Raw genomic sequence first — 17,843 nt, forward strand, 5'->3', positions numbered from 1 at the left:
CCCTTCTGAATTGAGCCGGGCTCAACTATGTTCGTATGTCGTCGGGGTGTCGGATGGGGACCATGATCCACTCTCCGGCCCAAACGGCGGGAAGTCTCCGGGGGGAGACGTCATAACCGGGGGAACAGTTATGCATATTCAGGATTCTTGGCAGGCCGCGACTGCGGTTCCGTCCCATTCGTCCGATGGAACAGGACGAATGGGAGTAATGGGAAACGGAGCGGTCGGGACGGTGACGACGAGTCCGGTCGGCACGGTCGGATCCGGCGGAGCCAGCGGATCAAACGGGGCAGCCGGTGTGACCGGGGCTGCCGGGGCGAATGGCCGCTCGGCTCCACTGCGCGTGGATGCACAGCGCAATCTGGAACATGTCCTGCGGGCCGCACGCGAGGTGTTCGGCGAGCTGGGATACGGGGCTCCGATGGAGGACGTGGCGCGCCGCGCCAGAGTCGGAGTCGGCACGGTGTACCGGCGCTTCCCGAGCAAGGACGTGCTGGTCAGGCGGATAGCCGAGGAAGAGACCTCCAGGCTGACGGACCAGGCCCGGACCGCGCTCGGTCAGGAGGACGAGCCGTGGTCGGCGCTGTCGCGCTTCCTGCGTACGTCGGTGGCCTCGGGCGCGGGCCGGCTGCTGCCGCCGCAGGTGCTGCGGGTCGGCGTCGATGTCGATGTCGATTCCGACAGCTCCGACAGCTCCGACAGCTCCGGGAGCCCCGGGAGCTCCGGCGGCTCCGACGGCAAGGACCTGGCGGCGGCCGGTGAACCGGTGACGATATCGGGCTCGGCGGGCGCCGATCGGGACGAGGCCCGGGTGCCTCAGCAACGGCAGGGCGCCGGTCAGGCCGACCTCCGGGCGGCCGACGAGCGTTCCGCCGCGGAGAACGGCATCGAGGACGACGACACGGGAGCCGGCGAGCTGCTGGAGGTGGTCGGCCGCCTGGTGGACCGGGCACGGGCCGCCGGTGAACTGCGGCGTGACGTGACGGTCGCGGACGTGCTGCTGGTGATAGCGACGGCGGCGCCTTCGCTGCCTGACGCGGCACAGCAAGCCGCCGCTTCGAACCGGCTCCTGGACATCCTGCTGGAGGGGCTGCGCTCCCGGCCGGCCGCCTGATCGGAGTGCGTGGGCCGGTGGGCCCACGACGCTTGTGAATGCGTGGACTTGCGGGTACGCGGGCTCGCGAACGCGCGGGCGTGAGCTTGCGGGTGCGCGAGCCTGCGGACTCGTGTGGGCCTGCGGGCACGCGGGCTCATGAACGCGCGGGCTTTGATGCACTGGCTCGCGGAAACGTGGCCTTGCGGATGCGCGGGCGCAGTGGCTTGTGCCGCTGCGCCCGGCGTACCGCGGCCAGCAGGGGAACGGGTTGCTGAGCCGCCGTCGGGCCTGTGCGTCGCGTCAAGTCGGGCCTGCGCGCCGCTTCGAGTCGCCGCTGCATGCCGGGGGCGTGGAGGCGGGCAGCGCAAATGGTTGATGTGGCCCGTTTTGATGGGTTCCTGGTCGATGGTCCGCCACCACCCCGAACCACGTCGCTCCGACGTCCGCGGTTGCCTCCCGCACTGTCGGAAACCGTTGGAATGCGTCGCCACTTCCCACCTCAGCGCGGTCCGGCGCGCCCGGCGCACTCGAATCGTGGACCGAGACGACAACTCACACGTGTAGAAAGCGATTACCAAGCTTTCCCCGAATGAATGGCTGTTAGTACTCACATTCGGAAAAAGGCCCCGGATGAGTGGTTGCGGGGGCTGAGGGGCCGTCGTGATTGCGCCATGTGGCACTCTTGCCCGATGTTCGGGTCCGACAGCGCATACGGGGGCTACCGCGATGAGCGGTGACGGGCAGCAGGAAGAGGCGTTCGACGACGTCTCCGTCGTGGGCGGTGCCACGGAGGCCGGTGGGCTGTCCGCCCGGCAGGTACCGAGTCAGGCCGGACCCGGGCGGTCGAGCAGTGACGCCGAGGGCGGCACCGTCCTGCCGGGCCCGTGGCCGACACCGGTCGATCCCGGCCCCGAGGCCGACGTCGCGGTGCCCATGCAGCGGGAGGGCGGCGGCTCCGGCGCCACCGATGCCTCCGGCGCCGCACTCTCCGACGCCGATCTGATCCGGCAGATGCGGGACGGCGACGACCTGGCGTACGAGGAACTCTTCCGACGGCACTCCGGCGCGGTGCGACGTTACGCACGGAGCTGCTGCCGGGACGCCCACACGGCCGACGACCTGACGGCCGAGGTCTTCGCCCGCACACTGCAGGCGGTACGGCGGGGCAAGGGGCCCGAGGAGGCCGTGCGGGCCTATCTCATGACGGCCGTCCGTCATGTCGGCGCCGCCTGGACCAAGACCGCGAAGCGGGAGCATCTGGTCGACGACTTCGCGGTGTTCGCCGCGCAGGCGTCCCAGACCTCCCAGGTGTCGGACGCGGACACGCTCGACCTCGGTGCCGATGTGCTGGCTATGCACGAGGCCGAGCAGTCGATGGCCATGCAGGCGTTCCGCAGTCTGCCGGAGCGCTGGCAGGCGGTGCTGTGGCACACCACCGTCGAGGAGGAGTCGCCCAGCGAGATCGCCCCGCTCTTCGGGCTGACCCCCAATGCCACGGCGGTGCTGGCCAGCCGGGCCCGCGAGGGCCTCAAGCAGGCGTATCTCCAGGCGCATGTGAGCCAGTCCCTGACCGCGGGCGGCGACTGTGCGCGCTACGCCGACCGGCTGGGCGCGTACGCCCGCGGCGGGCTCCGCATGCGGGCCGAACGCGGCCTGCGGGGACATCTGGAGGAATGCTCGAAGTGCCGGCTCGCCGCAGGCGAACTGGCCCATGTCAACGCCGGGATTCCCGCGCTGCTGCCGGTCGCGGTCATCGGTTGGTTCGCCGCCGGATACTCGCTCAAGGCCGCCGGGATCGTCGCCGGTGGCGCGGCGGGAGCCGCGGGTGCGGGTGCCGCTGCGGCAGCCACCGGGGGAAGCTCCACCGGAGGTGCGGCCGGTGGTGCCGCGGCCTCGGAGGGGCTCGGGGCCCCGGCGAAGGCCGGCATCGCGGCGGCGGTCGTCGCCGCCGCCACGGCCGGGCTGGTCTGGGCGCTGGTCGGCGACGACCAGCCGAAGCCCGAGGCCAGGCCCGCGACCAAGCCGGCTGTCGTGGCTCCTCCGGCGCCGACACCGCCGCCCGCGCCGAAACCGACACCGCCCCCGAAGCCCGCTCCGCCTGCCGCACCCGCTCCCCCGGCGCCGACGCCTCCGCCCAAGCCCGTGCCGAAGCCGACACCACCCCCCAAACCCGCTCCCAAGCCGACGCCCCCCGCGCCGAAGCCCGAGCCGACCCCGACGCCGACGCCGACCCCGACCCCGACGCCGACCAGGACTCCGCCTCCGCCGCCCCCCGCACCGACCGTCTATCAGGTCAGCGAACTCAGCTACTCGCTCCTGGGCGACCACACCGAACCGGAGGTGGTGCTCGGTGAGAGCAGCTGGGTCTGGCAGCGCTCCAACGTGTCGATCGGCGGCACGACCTACGCGCACGGGGTGACCGTCAGCAGCGATTCCTCCGTCACCATCCAGCTGAACAAGCAGTGCACTCGGTACGAGGCGATGGTCGGGATCGACGACATGACGATGGGGCTCGGCTCGGTGCGCTTCTCCGTCTTCAACGGCGACGGAGCACGGCTCTGGCAGTCCCCCGTGATGAACGGCGACGATCCGGCCGTGCCGGTGGGCGTCGGTATCGCCGGCCAGAAGAGCATCCGGCTCGTCGTCGAGCGCGCCCGTCCCGGTGGAGTCATGGCCCTCGCCGACTGGGCGAATTCGAGGATCAGTTGCCAGTGAGCCGGTCCGGGGTGAGGCCGGAGGTGAAACCCGGCGCTTCCGCGTGCCCGGCGGTTTCCGCGTGCCCGGTGGCTTCCGAGCGCCCCGGCTCTCCCGCGCGTCCGGCGGCTCCCGCACGCCCCCGAGCGTCCGCGCGCCCCAGGACATCCGTGCACCCCGGCTCTTCGGGGAACTCCTCGGTGATGCGGGTCAGGAGCTCGATGACATCGTCGACGGTCAGCGCGCTGCCCGCGGCGCGCTCGGCCTCGTACAGCTGAGGGCCCAGCTCCTCGCGGGCCTGCTGCCCGGCCTCGTCCACCTCGGCCTGTTGCGCCTCGGTCCTGGGGCCGAACATGCGCCAGCCGTCCGCTGCCGCCAGGATCCGTACGGCGGCCCGGTGGTGGCCCAGACTCGGCAGCACGGTCGCCACACAGTCCGCCAGATGCCCGGTGACGAGCTCGGCGCACTGGGCGTCCCGCGCTCCGCGGAGTGCCGCCGTCAGGCCTCTTACGCCTGCTGCCGGACCGCGCCCGGGTCCCGGCTCGTGCACCGCCACCCGGGCGGCCAGCCCCTCGACCACGGCGCTGAAGTGCGAAGGCGGGCTGCCCTGCCGGATCGCGTGCGCCGCCTCGGTGACCAGATCCCGCGCCTGAGCGATCTCGCCCCGCTCCAGGGCGGCGGTGGCGCGCAGGAAATGGATGTAGGCGCGGGCGTCGTGCACCTGGTAGCGGTCCGCCTCGTGCTCCGCCTCGGTCAGGGTCCGCTCGAAGTCCGCCATGTCCCCGGCCCGGTAGGCGAGTTCCGCGACCCGTGCGAGAAGAAACGGTGCCTCGGCGTACGCCCCGACCTCGCGGGACAGCATCAGCGCTTCCTCGTACGCCGACCTGGCCTGTGCGACCAGTCCGCGCATCACACCCGCCTCCGCGGTCGCGCTCGCCACCTGCGCGCGGATCCAGCGGTCGCCGACGCGGCGGCTCAGCTCGCGCAGTTCCGCGAGGTCGGCGTCGACCCCGGGCATGCCGCCCGGCATGTCGACGACCATGTGGGTGCGGAACATCAGGGCGATGCAGTACTCCCAGGCGCCGCCGTGGGTACGGGTGTTGTCGACCACCGTGTTGATGAGCGCATGGGTCTCGGTGGTCGTCCGTGTCGCGAACAGGGCCATCGGCCAGAGCATTCCCGGGAAGCGGGCGGACTGCGGGCCCGAGGACCTGAACGCCTCCGCCACCCGGTCCATCAGTGCCCGGAAGTTCTCGTCGTCGTTGACCGCCCCGGCGGGCCCGGCCTCCACGGCGAGGAAGTACCGCAGCATCTCCAGATGCATGCGCGGCCAGTAACGGGAGTCGTCGGCGTCGTCCGGCTCCGGTCCCAGCGCCGCGGCGCGCTCGGCCCAGACGAGGCCCTCGGAACGGAAGTTGCGCAGCCACCAGAACCATCCCATGCCGAGAACCAGTCGTACGGCTTCCGCTTCGGACGGGGTGGTGACGACGGTCCGTTGGAGGGCTGCCCGGATGTTGTCGAGCTCCGTCTCCAGGCGTTCGATCCAGGGCAGCTGGTCGCCGGAGCGGATGCGGGGCTCGGCCCGCTCGACGAGTGCGAGGAAGTACACGGTGTGCGCGCCCGCGGCGGCGGCGCGTATCTCCGGGACCTCGGCGGCACGTTCGGTGGCGTACTCGTGGATGGTCTCCAGGAGGCGGTAGCGCATCTCGCCGGTGGCGGTCGGGGCCGCGACGACGAGGGACTTGTCGACGAGAGCGCCGATCAGGTCCGCGGTGGAGAGCCGGGTGGGGAGCCGGGTGGGGATCTGCCCGGAGGACACGGTTCCGGTGGGGTCCGCCCCAGGTGTGATGACGGCTTCCGCGGCCTGCAGATCCCAGCCGCCCGCGAAGACGGAGACTTGTCGCAGCGCCGTGCGTTCGTCCTCGTCGAGGAGGTCCCAGGACCAGTCGACGACGGCACGCAGTGTCTGCTGGCGCGGCAGTACGGTCCGGCCTCCACCGGTCAGCAGCAGAAACCGGTCGTCGAGCCGGTCCGCGATCTGACGCGGACCGAGCATCCGCAGCCGGGCGGCGGCGAGCTCGATGGCGAGCGGCTGCCCGTCGAGCCGTCGGCAGATCTCGGCCACGGCGTCCGCGTCCTGCCCGGCCTCCCGCCCGGGGCCGGGATCGGGGTCGAAATCGGGGCGTACGGTGCGGGCGCGCTCGGCGAACAGCCGGTGGGCGGGGTCGGGCGGGAGCGGGCCGACCGGGCGTACGGATTCGCCGGGCACGCCGAGGGGTTCGCGGCTGGTGGCGAGGATGCGCAGCTGCGGGCAGTTGGTGAGCAGGGTCTCGGCGAGGGTGGCGGCCGCTTCGATGACGTGTTCGCAGTTGTCCAGGATGAGCAGGAAGGGGCGGATGCGGGAGCAGTGCGCCAGGTGCTCGACGAGGAGCTCGGCCGGGTCGGTGCGCGGCAGCTGTCCGTCGCGGTTGTTGTCGCGGAGGAGGGCCGTCTCGCGCAGCCCGAGAGCGGAGAGCACGGCTCCGGGTACGTCGGCGGGGTCGTCCACGGGGGCGAGTTCGGCGATCCAGGCATCCGTGTCGGATGTGGCGGATGCGGATGCGGATGCAGCGGAGGCGGATGCAGCGGAGGCGGATGCAGCGGAGGCGGGGGCGGCGGGGGCGGGGGCGGCGGGGGCGGGGGCGGCGGGGGCGGGGGCGGAGGCATCGGCGGCGGCGGAGGCGGGGGCGGCGGAGGCGGGGGCGGGGGCGGAGGCATCGGATATGTCGTCCCGCCGGGCTCCGTGTGCCGCGGCCTCCTCGGCGAGCCGGGTCTTGCCGGAGCCACCGGGGCCGGTGAGGGTGACCAGGCGGGAGCGGGTCAGATCGGCGCGAATGGAGCGCAGTTCGAGCTCCCGGCCGACGAACGAGGTCAGCCGGGGCCGCAGATTGCCGTGCACGACGGCGGGGCCGGCCCCGCCGAGCGGCCGCACGACCGCCACCGGCCGCCCCACCGTCGCGGAGGACACCTGCGGTGGAGCGAGCAGCTCCCGGTGCAGCGCGCTCAGTTCGGGACCGGGATCGACCCCCAGGCCGTCGGCGAGGGCGTGGCGGGCGTCCTCGTAGGCGACCAGCGCGTCGGCCTGGCGGCCCTCGGCGCGCAGGGCACGGATCAACTGGGCCCGGAAGCGTTCGTCGTACGGGTGGGCGGCCGTCAGCTCCATGAGTTCGGGCACCAGGGCCCGCGGCCCCGCGTCCGGCCCCGCGCCGCTGTCCCGGCCCGTCGACGCGCACCGCAGATCGGCCTCGATACGGCGTTCCAGCGCGGCCAGGCGGTGGGCCTCGGGGCGCAGGGCGTGGCCGTGGTCCCGTTCCGGCAGGTCGGCCAGCGCGGGTCCGCGCCACAGGGCGAGCGCGGTACGGAGCGTGCGCGCGGCCGTTGCGGGATCGCCCGCGTCGAGCTCCTCGGCCCCCTGGCGGGAGAGCCGCTCGAACACGTACAGGTCGACCTCGTCGGGCCCGGCCGCCAGCCGGTAGCCCCCGTGGGCACTCGTGATCGCGTCCCTGCCCAGCACCCGGCGCAGCCGGCCCACCAGGGCCTGGAGCGCGGCGGGAGCGTCGTGCGGGGGGTCCGCGGCCCAGACGTCGTCGACCAGATCGGCGACGGGGACGGGGCGTCCGGCGCGCAGCGCGAGGGCGGCGAGGAGAGCGCGCAGCCGGGCACCACCCACGGTCAGGGCACTGCCGTTCTCGTCTCGCGCCTCGGTGACGCCCAGGATCAGATACCGCACCGGGCCATTGTGTCCCGCGACCGCGGCGAGCGCCCCGCCTCTCGTCGGCCGTGCCGCACCCGCGTCTACCGTTGCAGCGTCCGCCTGGCCGGGACGACGCCGCCCGCGACCGCGCGCTGGCGGGGCGCCGCCGTACCCGTCCAGCAGGTGCCGCGCCGCGACACCAGCCGGCGGAGCCAGAGCTCCGTGGACGCCAGATGCGCGAGGCCGTCCAGCGGGAGCGGTTCGCCCTCGGAGGCCGCGCGCAGGGCCTTGCGTACGACGCGGGCCTCGACCAGGCCCGCGTCGGCGAGCAGCGGGGCGTCGAAGAGGGCGATCAGCTCCGGGAGAGCGGCGCGCAGGCCGGTGCGGGCGGTCGCGTTCGAGGTGGCGAGGGAGGGGGTGCCCCAGCCCGGCGGCAGGTCGTGGATGCCCGCGCCCGCGAGAACCCGGCGCAGGATCGCGGCGCGGGCGCCCGGCTGGACCCGGAGCGATTCGGGGAGCGCGCGGGCGGCGCGCACGACCTGGTTGTCGAGGTACGGGGCGTGCAGCCGCTGGCTGCGGTTCTCGGCGGCCTGCTCCAGGATCCGGTGGTCGGCGGCGTACCGGGCCAGGGCGGCCCTGGCGCGGGCCTCGCCGGGGCGCTGGACGGAGACGGGGCGGATGGCCGCCTCCTGGAGCCGCACCGACACCTCTGCCAGTGCCTCCCCGGTGAGCCAGCGGGCGGCGGGTCCGGGCCGCGACCAGGCGAGGGCGGCCAGCGAGGCGTCGGCGGGGGTGTCGAGGTCGGGGGCGTTCCGGTTGGCGTCCGGCAGCCGGCCGGCCGCCGCTTCCAGGCCGGTGCGGTACGACGTACGGGACAGGCGGCGGGCCGCCCGGTAGACGGTGATCGGGACGAACAGGGAGTGCGCGCTCGGGCCCTCCGCCCTGGCGAGCGCGGCCACCGGGCGCAGCAGATGGCGCCGGCGACGGTCCATCAGCAGATCGGCGAGGCGGGCCGGGTGGGCGTCGAGCACCTGGCGGGCGCCGCCGCCGACGAAGTGGTCGGCGCTGCCCGAGGCGAGGCGCCGGCGGTGGCGCTCGGCGACGACGAGGGACGGGGCGGGTTCGTCGGTGAGCGGGCCGCTGCCCAGGTCGGCGTAGGGCAGGGCCTCCTCGCCGGCCGCGACGACCACGTGGTGCAGGCGCGGGTTGGCTGCGATGACGCGGGCGCGTTCGAGTTCGTCCTCGTGTCCGTGCGCGGTGAGGTCGTTCAAGGTGACGGCGAGCAGCCGCTCGCCCGCTCCGGTGCCGTGGCCGAGGAGCGTGCCGGGCAGACCCGGCAGTCCGGCGGCGAGCAGGGCGAGGGTGGCGGAGGCGCTGCCCCCGGACAGATCGGCGCCGATGCCGGGGACCGGTGCGCCACGGGCGGCGCGCCGGTCGGCGGGGCCCATGCCGGGGACCGGGCCGGGGTCGGGCGGCAGGGTCTCGGGCGCGTGACGCGGGGCCAGGAGTCTGGCGCGTACGGCTTCGACCAGTGCGTCGCGCACGCCTTCGACGGCGCTGACCGGGTCGAGCTGGGGTGCGGCCACGGCGAGGGAGGCCACCGCCTCGTAACCGGTGACCTCGCGCGACCCCTCGCGGAGGATGAGCGCGTGGCCCGGCGGGATGCGCTTCACACCGGCGTACGGGGTGCCGTCGCGCAGCGCCTCCGGGGTTTCGGGGCAGGCGAGCAGGGCGGCCAGGTGACCGATGTCCAGCTGGGCCTCGATGAGGTCGGCGAGCGGGAGTGCGGCGGTCGCGTACGCCGTGCCGCCCGCCCAGGGTGTGTAGAAGACGGGGCGGGCACCGGCGAGGTCGCCGATGACGGTGATCCGGCGGCCGATCTGGACGACGGTCGTGTAGCTGCCGGGCCAGGAGGTGAGGTGGCGCAGGGCGCCGCCGCGGGCGGCGAGGAGGCCCGAGCGCAGCTGTTCGTCGGTGGCGCTGCAGCAGCCGAGGACGGCCATCCGGGCGGTGGGCGCGCCCCCGGTGGTCTCGACCGTGGTGATCCGGATCTCGTCGGGACGCCAGTCCCCCACGGCCCAGAGCGGATCCGGGTCGCCCCAAAGGAGTTGGGAGCCCACGGGGTGCATCGTGCGCCCCTCGTCACTGGGGCCGACCGCTCCGGCCGTGCCGAAGCTCGCGGCGATACTGCTCCACCCCACCAACCAACGCATCGCCGCCTCCACAGGCTGTGGACAAAACGGCGCAGCAGGAAGTATCGGGTGAACACCGGTAACGCGCGGCGCCGTTGCGAACATGCTGCCACGACAACAGCGCACAGGAGGGGCTGCGGACGGCGCACGTCGGAAGGGCATGCGCCCCTGGCAAAGGCCCGGCCGGGCCGGAGGCCGGCGGAAGACCGGGCCGGCCCCGGGCGCGTACACCCCCGCCGGAAACCGGACGCCGCTTTGACGGCGGGACATCACGCACGGTCACAGCCAAGCGCCTCATTCACCAACTGGCGCACAGAACAGGCGCGTTGCCTTCCCCGTACGAGCCGGATCCACCAGCCGAAATCCGGCCACACTCAAGCAGTGCCCGAGCCGCCACGGACCGTTCGCGGGTCGTCGACGGGCAACCCTCCGGCGGTCGACGAGATGTCCGCGAATCGGGCGGCCCAACCTCGGGCGACCGACGACATTCGGCCATTCTTGGAGCGGGTCGGAACCTTGCAACGAGGAACTCGCCGCATCAGAAGTCCCCTTTCGCCCCACTTCATTCCCCGGTCGCTCCCGAACATCTCCCGGAACCCCGCGGCAGCCGCGGAAGATCTCCGCCGGGGCCGCCGACGCACAGTCCGGGAGGTGTCGTTCACCTCCCGGACCGGTCCGCCGCCTGCGGGGAATGAGGCGGCAGTGTCCCCCAGCCCACTGAGTCCTGTGCAGCGGGCCGACCCACGCAGCACCCATGGAAACCCTTCCGAAACCGCCGGACGAGAGCGCACGGCCGGGCGCACGGCCACACACCAGGAGCACGTCCGAGGCTCGGCCCACGACGCCGGCACCAGGCACGGACGACGCCCCTCACGTGCCGTTCCCGTGCGCCGCCGAGCAGCGCTCCGGGCCCGGCGGACACCGTTCCGGGACCGCGTCCGGCCCCCGTCCGGTCCATGCCCGATCCGCGTCCCGAGCGCACCCGGGCACCGTCCGGTCCGCCGCCCGCGTCGGCACGGACAACAATCCCGCCATACGGACGTCTGCCCCTTAACGGTAGGGATGCGGCGAACTACGCTGGGTTTACTGAGGTTCTCTGCAGGAGGCATATTCCTCGGGGCTCGGCCATATGCGTGTGCGGCCGGAGTGCCGGGGACCGTCGCTGGGGAGGACACGGTACGAATGCCGCGCACCGCGATGGTGACGCGGCGGCCGTCTGCGTGTCGAGGGGTGGCGCATGTCCAGGGAGCAACGCGGACCGAACGAGAAGCTCGGAACCGTTCTCGCCCTCGCGGGAATCAGCAACGCCGGGCTCGCCCGGCGGGTCAATGACCTCGGGGCGCAGCGCGGTCTGACACTTCGGTACGACAAGACCTCGGTGGCCCGGTGGGTCTCCAAGGGCATGGTGCCGCAGGGCGCCGCGCCCCATCTCATCGCCGCGGCGATCGGCGCCAAGCTCGGCCGGCCGGTCCCGCTGCACGAGATCGGGCTCGCGGACGCCGACCCGGCGCCGGAGGTCGGCCTGGCCTTCCCGCGCGACGTGGGCGAGGCGGTCCGTTCGGCGACCGAGCTGTACCGGCTGGATCTGGCCGGGCGGCGGGCGGGCAGCGGCGGGATCTGGCAGTCGCTCGCGGGTTCGTTCTCGGTGAGCGCGTACGCGACGCCCGCGTCCCGCTGGCTGATATCCCCCGCCGACGCGACGGTGGAACGCGACGCGACGGCAGCCGGGGTCCCCGCCTTCGACACCCAGGGCGCACGGGGCGCACACAGCGGTGCAGGGGCGCAGAGCCCGCCGGGCAAGGCGGCGAAGAGCACGGCGGCGGTGCCGCCCGGCGCCCCGGCCGCGCTGAACGCACAGGCGGCCCGGACAGCGCTCGGGACGCTGGGTGCACTGGGCACGCTGCAGGCACCCGCCATCCCCGCCCAGCCCCGCCCGGACACCGCACCGGCACCGGCGTCGCCGTCCGCACCGGCACCCGCACCGGTGTCGGCATCCGTATCCACCACCATCCCCGCGGGGGCCACCAGCGACATCTCCCCGCTGCGGGTCGGCCACAGCGATGTCTCCAAGCTGCGCGAGGCGGCCCAGGACGCCCGCCGCTGGGATTCCAAGTACGGTGGCGGGGACTGGCGTTCCTCCATGGTTCCCGAGTGTTTACGGGTCGACGCCGCGCCGCTGCTGCTCGGTTCGTACAGCGACGAGGTGGGCCGGGCACTCTTCGGCGCAGCGGCCGAACTGACCAGGCTCGCCGGGTGGATGGCCTTCGACACCGGTCAGCAGGAGGCCGCACAGCGCTACTACATCCAGGCGCTGAGACTCGCGCGGGCCGCTGCCGACGTGCCCCTCGGCGGCTACGTGCTCGCGTCCATGTCGCTCCAGGCGACCTACCGCGGCTTCGCCGACGAGGGGGTCGACCTCGCGCAGGCCGCCGTCGAGCGCAACCGAGGGCTCGCCACGGCCCGCACCATGAGCTTCTTCCGTCTGGTGGAGGCGCGTGCCCATGCCAAGGCGAACGACGCGTCCGCCGCGGGATCCGCACTGAAGGCCGCCGAGGGCTGGCTGGAGCGCTCCAGGGACGGTGACGCGGACCCGTCCTGGCTCGGCTTCTACTCGTACGACAGGTTCGCGGCCGATGCCGCGGAGTGCCACCTCGACCTGAAGGCGCCCCGGCAGGTGCGGCGCTTCACCGAGCAGGCGCTCTCCAGGCCCACCGAGGAATTCGTCCGCTCCCACGGGCTGCGGCTCGTGGTGTCGGCGGTGGCCGAGCTGGAGTCGGGCAATCTGGACGCCGCCTGCGCCGCGGGCACCCGGGCGGTGGAGGTGGCGGGCCGCATCTCCTCGGCACGCACCACGGAGTACGTACGGGATCTGCTGCACCGGCTCGAACCGTACGGCCACGAGCCGCGCGTCGCCGAGCTGCGTGAGCGGGCCAGGCCGCTGCTGGTGGCGCCCGCGTAACCGGACGGGCGGCGGGCAGCGGCAGGCAGGCGTCGGCAGGGGACGTCGGCAGGCAGGCGCGCGGTGTCGGCGCAGCATCCGTGCGACATCCCGGACGGCACACGGACCACACGCACGGCATCCGCGCGGACACCCTGTGCCACGGGCCGTAAGGATTCGGCGCCACGCTGAGCCCCGCTGGTTTGAGTGCGTTGTCAGTGGGTCAGTGCACTATCGGGGTGGGAGGTGGCGTGATGATGACGCGCGCGGCATACGACTGCGATGTGCTGGTGATCGGCGGCGGGATCGTCGGGCTGTCGACGGCGTACGCGATCACACGCACCGCTCCGGGTACCCGGGTGACGGTCCTGGAGAAGGAGTGGGGCCCTGCCCGGCACCAGACCGGGCGCAACAGCGGGGTGATCCACAGCGGCATCTATTACCGTCCCGGCTCGCTCAAGGCCCGCTACGCGGTGCGCGGCGCCGCCGAGATGGTCGACTTCTGCGCCGAACACGGCATCGCCCACGCGGTGACCGGCAAGCTGATCGTCGCGACCGAGCGGGCCGAGCTGCCCCGGCTGCACGCCCTGGTCCAGCGCGGCCGGCAGCACGGCCTGCCGGTGCGCGAGCTGGGCCCCGCCCAGATCACGGAGCACGAACCCCGGGTGAGCGGCCTCGCCGCGATCCGGGTCGGGTCGACCGGTGTGTGCGACTTCGGCGCGGTCGCGGCCCGGTTGGCCGCCGAGGTGAGCGGGGCCGGCGGGGTGATCCGTTACGGGGCGGAGGTCACGGCGATCGACCGGCGCCCCTGGGGCGTGGCGGTGCGTACGGCGGACGGCCCGGTGGTGCGAGCCCGCGTGCTGGTCAACTGCGCGGGGCTGCACTGCGACCGGGTGGCCCGGCTCGCGGGCGACGACCCGGGCATGCGGATCGTGCCCTTCCGGGGTGAGTACTACGAACTGTCGCGGCCGGAGCTGGTGCGCGGCCTGGTCTATCCGGTGCCCGACCCGGCGTTCCCGTTCCTCGGGGTCCATCTGACCCGGGGCCACGACGGCAGCGTCCACGTCGGGCCGAACGCGGTGCCGGCGCTGGCCCGCGAGGGGTATGGCTGGCCGGTCGTGCGCCCGGCCGAGCTGGCGGACACCCTGGCCTGGCCCGGCACCTGGCAGATCGCGCGCAGACACTGGCGGTACGGGGCGGGCGAGGTGCGCCGTTCGCTGTCGAAGCACGCGTTCACCCGGGCCGTGCGACGGCTGCTGCCGGAGGTGACGGAGGCCGATCTGAGACCGGCCCCGGCCGGGGTCAGGGCCCAGGCCGTGCTGCGGGACGGCACCCTGGTGGACGACTTCCTCATCCGCGAGGCCCCGCACACCGTCCACGTACTGAACGCGCCGTCGCCCGCCGCGACGGCCTCGCTGCCCATCGGGCGGGAGGTGGCACGCAGGGCGCTGCTCCGGGCACGGGAGACGGGGTGGAGACCGCCCGCCGTAGAATCGGGGCATTGTGTCTGAGCCCATGAACCCCTCCGAGAGCCTCTCCGGGGACTCCCCCGAGAGCTCCTCCGAGCACCTCTCCTCGTCCGCTGCCGGGATTCCGGACGATCTGCGCGCCGCCTCGTTCGAGCGGCAGCGCAGGCTGCGCCAGGAGCCGCGCTTCCCGGGCGGGCCCGCCATCGACCCGGCCGGCTCGCACCACGAGCGCCGGATCCGCAGCTTCCAGCCGCGCCGCAGCCGCGTCACACCCGGCCAGGAGGACGCCCTGCTGCGGCTCTGGCCGAAGTGGGGCCTGGACATCGACGGGCAGCGCGTCCTCGACCTGCCCGAGCTGTTCGACGGGCTGCCGACCGTGCTGGAGATCGGCTTCGGGATGGGCGAGGCCACCGCGCAGATGGCCGCCGACGACCCCGGCACGGGCATCCTCGCCGTCGATGTGCACACCCCGGGCCAGGGCAATCTGCTCGGTCTCGCGGACCGGAACGGCCTGTCCAACATCCGGGTGGCCAACGGCGACGCGATCATCCTGCTGCGCGAGATGCTCAAGCCGGACTCGCTGGACGGGCTGCGGGTGTACTTCCCCGACCCGTGGCCCAAGAAGCGCCATCACAAGCGGCGGCTGATCCAGCCGGAGTTCCTCGATCTGGTGGCGCAACGGCTGAAGCCGGGGGCGGTGATCCATTGTGCGACCGACTGGGAGCCGTACGCCGAGCAGATGTTGGAGGTGCTCACCGCGCACCCCCTCTTCGAGAACACGCAGGCGGACGGCGGCTACGCGCCCAGGCCCGCGTTCCGGCCGCTGACCCGGTTCGAGGGGCAGGGCCTGGACAAGGGCCATGTCGTGCACGACCTGCTCTTCGCCCGCAGCTGAGGCTGCCGCCGAGACCGGCACGGTGAGTGGTCCCGGCGGGTCCTATCGGTCCCGGCGCCCCATGGTCAGGTGTCAGTGCCGCTGGTTAGGGTCGTTGCGTGGTGACCGACGGGTCTGTCCAGCAGTGGCAGTCGCAGCCGGCCGTCCCGCTTCTCGAGGAGCAGCGGGTCGGCGAGATCCTGGCTGCCGTGCCGGAGCGCGGGCAGTGGCGCTACCGGCCGCGCCGCGTGGGCATGGTGTGGCGCAGCCGGACGTTTCGCGTCGCGACGGTGTTCACGGTGCTGGCGCTCTGTGGTCTGGCGATCCTGGCCCTGGTCCGCGATCAGACGGGCACTCAGGGATTCCTCGTCGGCCTCGGCCTCGCCGTGCTGCCCGTGCCACTTCTGCTGGCGGCGTTCCGCTGGCTCGACCGGGTCGATCCGGGCCCCTGGCGGAACGTGTTGTTCGCCTTCGCCTGGGGTGCGTTCGCCGCCGCCCTGGTCGCGATCCTGGCGAATTCGTTCGCCACCCGCTGGATAGCCACGACCACCGCCGATCCGTCGAACGCCGACACCCTCGGCGCCACGGTCATAGCCCCGGTCGTCGAGGAGAGCGCCAAGGCCGCGGCGGTCCTGCTGATCTTCCTGTTCCGAAGGCGGGAGTTCAACGGGATCGTCGACGGCATCGTGATCGCGGGCATCACCGCGAGCGGCTTCGCCTTCACGGAGAACATCCTCTACCTCGGCAACGCCTTCGGACAGGACCAGCAGATCGGCACCTCCGGCGTCGTGTCGGTGACGGCCGCGACGTTCTTCGTACGGGCGGTGATGTCGCCGTTCGCCCACCCGCTTTTCACGGTGCTGACCGGCACAGGCTTCGGGCTCGCCGCGGCGAGTGCCCGGCACCGTCGGATCCGCCGCATCCTGCTGCCGCTGCTGGGGCTCGTCCTCGCCATGGGCATGCACTCGCTGTGGAACGGGTCGGCGGTCTTCAGCCCGTACGGCTTCTACGCCGTGTACGCGGTTTTCATGGTCCCGGCCTTCGGCCTGGTGACCTGGCTGGCGATCTGGTCGCGCCGCCGGGAGCTGCGCACACTCGCCGCCGAGCTGCCCTCCTACGCGGCTGCGGGCTGGCTCACCCCGGCGGAGCCGCTCGCCCTCTCCACGATGCGGGCCCGCGGCCTGGCCCGCGACGCGGCACGCCGCCGATACACCCTCGCCGCCCAGGGGAGCCAGGAGATCCCGTACGGGCCCGGCCGGGCCCCCGGAGCCATGCCCGGCCGGGCCCCCGGAGCCACGTCCGGGGCGGTGCCCGGACCCGCGCCCTGGCCGTCTGCCCAGGCAACGGCGCAGGCACAAGCCATGGCGAAGGCCCACGGCAAGGCGGCCGCCCGGACCGTCGCCGAGTACGAATCGTTCGCGACCTCACTGGCCTCGCTGCGCCTCCAGGCCCGCCGCGGGACGGTCGGCCCGGACTTCGCCGAACGCGAGCTGGAGCTGTTGCACCACCTCTGGCAGCGCAGGGAGGTGGCCGCCCCCGCCTTGACGTACGCGGCGCAGGCGACGGGCCTCCTGCGCCCCCACCGTCGGCCGTCGCCCCCGTACTCCGGACCGTTCCCTCCGCACACGCAGTACGGCACCTACCTCAACGGCCCCACCCAAGGCCAAGGCCACGGCCACAACCCCGGCCCCGGCCCCGGCTACAACCCCTACCTGCTGCCGCAGCAGCCACCGCACTAGGACGGCAGCGCGAACGCCCCGGGAGCACACCGCGCTCCAGGGGCGTCGCAGCAGCCACACGCACTCGGACGCACGCCACCGGCCGGGCACGAACAGCCAGGCACGATCAGGCGGGCACAATCAGGCGGATGCCTCGGTGAGTTCGGCCAGCTCCTGCTCGGTCAGCGTGAGTTCGGCGACGGCCAGCAGCGCGGGCAGCTGCTCGACCGTACGGGCCGAGGCGATCGGCGCGGCCACCGTCGGCCGGGACGCGAGCCAGGCCAGCGCGACAGTCGCGATCTCCGCACCGCGCTCCTGGGCGACCTTGTCCAGCGCGGCCAGAACCTTCTGCCCCCGCTCCGACTCCAGATGCGCGCGGGCGCCCTCCGCCCGCGCGCTCTCCACCGAGGCGCCCGGACGGTACTTGCCGGTGAGGAAACCGGAGGCCAGGGCGAAGTACGGCACAACGCCGAGCCCGGCACGGGCCGCCGTGTCCTGGAGCTCGCCCTCGTACGTGTCGCGGGAGACCAGGTTGTAGTGCGGCTGAAGGGCGACGTAACGGGCCAGCCCCTCGCGCTCCGAGAAGTCCAGGGACTCCTGGAGCCGCGCGGGAGCGATGTTGGAGGCGGCGATCTCCCGGACCTTGCCCTCCTTCACCAGCTGGTCCAGGGCGGTGATGATGTCCTCGACCGGCACGGTCTTGTCGTCGAAGTGCGTGTAATAGAGGTCGATGTACTCGGTTCCGAGCCTGCGCAGCGACTCCTCGGCCGCGGCCTTGATGTTGGCGGGCGCGAGCCCCTGGTACCGGGGGTGGGTGCTGACCTTGGTGGCGACGACGATGTCGGAGCGGTTGCCGCGCGCGGCAAGCCACTTGCCGATGACGGTCTCGGACTCGCCGCCCTCGTTGCCCGGGACCCACGCGGAGTAGCCGTCGGCGGTGTCGACGAAGTTGCCGCCGGCCGCGGCGTACGCGTCCAGCACGGCGAACGACTGCGCCTCGTCGGCGGTCCAGCCGAAGACGTTGCCACCGAGAGCGAGCGGGAAGACCTGGAGGTCGGAGGGGCCCAGCTTGCGAAGAGAAGTCATAAATGAATCAACAGATTCCGGATGGCGCGCTATTCCATCCGCT

General features: G+C 73.3%; 9 protein-coding genes. 6 read left to right on the forward strand and 3 right to left on the reverse strand.

From position 1 onward, the window contains the following. The first annotated feature begins 130 nt into the window (after positions 1-130). Both OHA19_RS19105 and OHA19_RS19110 read left to right on the forward strand, forming a co-directional pair. Complete coding sequence (locus tag OHA19_RS19105) at positions 131-1,114, forward strand: TetR/AcrR family transcriptional regulator (protein ID WP_405750891.1); 984 nt, start codon at positions 131-133, stop codon at positions 1,112-1,114. 708 nt (positions 1,115-1,822) lie between these two features. Further along, positions 1,823-3,811, forward strand: coding sequence for a sigma-70 family RNA polymerase sigma factor (locus tag OHA19_RS19110; protein WP_405750894.1), 1,989 nt, complete (start codon positions 1,823-1,825; stop codon positions 3,809-3,811). Here OHA19_RS19110 and OHA19_RS19115 read toward each other — a convergent pair. Further along, on the reverse strand, positions 3,798-7,559 hold the full coding sequence (locus OHA19_RS19115) for an ATP-binding protein (RefSeq protein WP_405750897.1): 3,762 nt from the start codon (positions 7,557-7,559) through the stop codon (positions 3,798-3,800). The genes OHA19_RS19110 and OHA19_RS19115 overlap by 14 nt on opposite strands. Positions 7,560-7,624: 65 nt before the next feature. Beyond that, positions 7,625-9,736, reverse strand: a complete 2,112-nt coding sequence (locus tag OHA19_RS19120; RefSeq protein ID WP_405750900.1) for an asparagine synthase-related protein — start codon at positions 9,734-9,736, stop codon at positions 7,625-7,627. Between the two features lie 1,216 nt (positions 9,737-10,952). On the opposite strand from OHA19_RS19120, the gene OHA19_RS19125 reads away from it, so the two are divergent. From OHA19_RS19125 to OHA19_RS19140, 4 genes are all read left to right on the forward strand, one after another. After that, positions 10,953-12,674: a sporulation protein gene (locus OHA19_RS19125; protein ID WP_405750903.1), complete on the forward strand. Its 1,722-nt coding sequence runs from the start codon at positions 10,953-10,955 to the stop codon at positions 12,672-12,674. A 233-nt stretch (positions 12,675-12,907) separates the two neighbouring features. Then, the gene (gene lhgO, locus OHA19_RS19130) at positions 12,908-14,164 is read left to right on the forward strand and encodes an L-2-hydroxyglutarate oxidase (RefSeq protein WP_405715008.1); all 1,257 of its coding nucleotides are present in this window, start codon (positions 12,908-12,910) and stop codon (positions 14,162-14,164) included. 4 nt (positions 14,165-14,168) lie between these two features. After that, on the forward strand, positions 14,169-15,017 hold the full coding sequence (gene trmB, locus OHA19_RS19135) for a tRNA (guanosine(46)-N7)-methyltransferase TrmB (protein WP_405721701.1): 849 nt from the start codon (positions 14,169-14,171) through the stop codon (positions 15,015-15,017). A 101-nt stretch (positions 15,018-15,118) separates the two neighbouring features. Beyond that, entirely contained in the window at positions 15,119-16,735 is a 1,617-nt protein-coding gene (locus OHA19_RS19140; protein WP_405753278.1) for a PrsW family intramembrane metalloprotease, read from the forward strand. Positions 16,736-16,855: 120 nt separating this feature from the next. Here the strand turns inward: OHA19_RS19140 and OHA19_RS19145 are convergent, their stop codons facing one another. Further along, a complete protein-coding gene (locus tag OHA19_RS19145; RefSeq protein ID WP_405715006.1) occupies positions 16,856-17,800 on the reverse strand; it encodes an aldo/keto reductase in 945 nt (314 codons plus the stop codon). Positions 17,801-17,843 lie beyond the last annotated feature (43 nt).

The sequence above is a fragment of the Streptomyces sp. NBC_00012 genome, from assembly GCF_045040875.1.
Classification (GTDB): Bacteria; Actinomycetota; Actinomycetes; order Streptomycetales; family Streptomycetaceae; genus Streptomyces.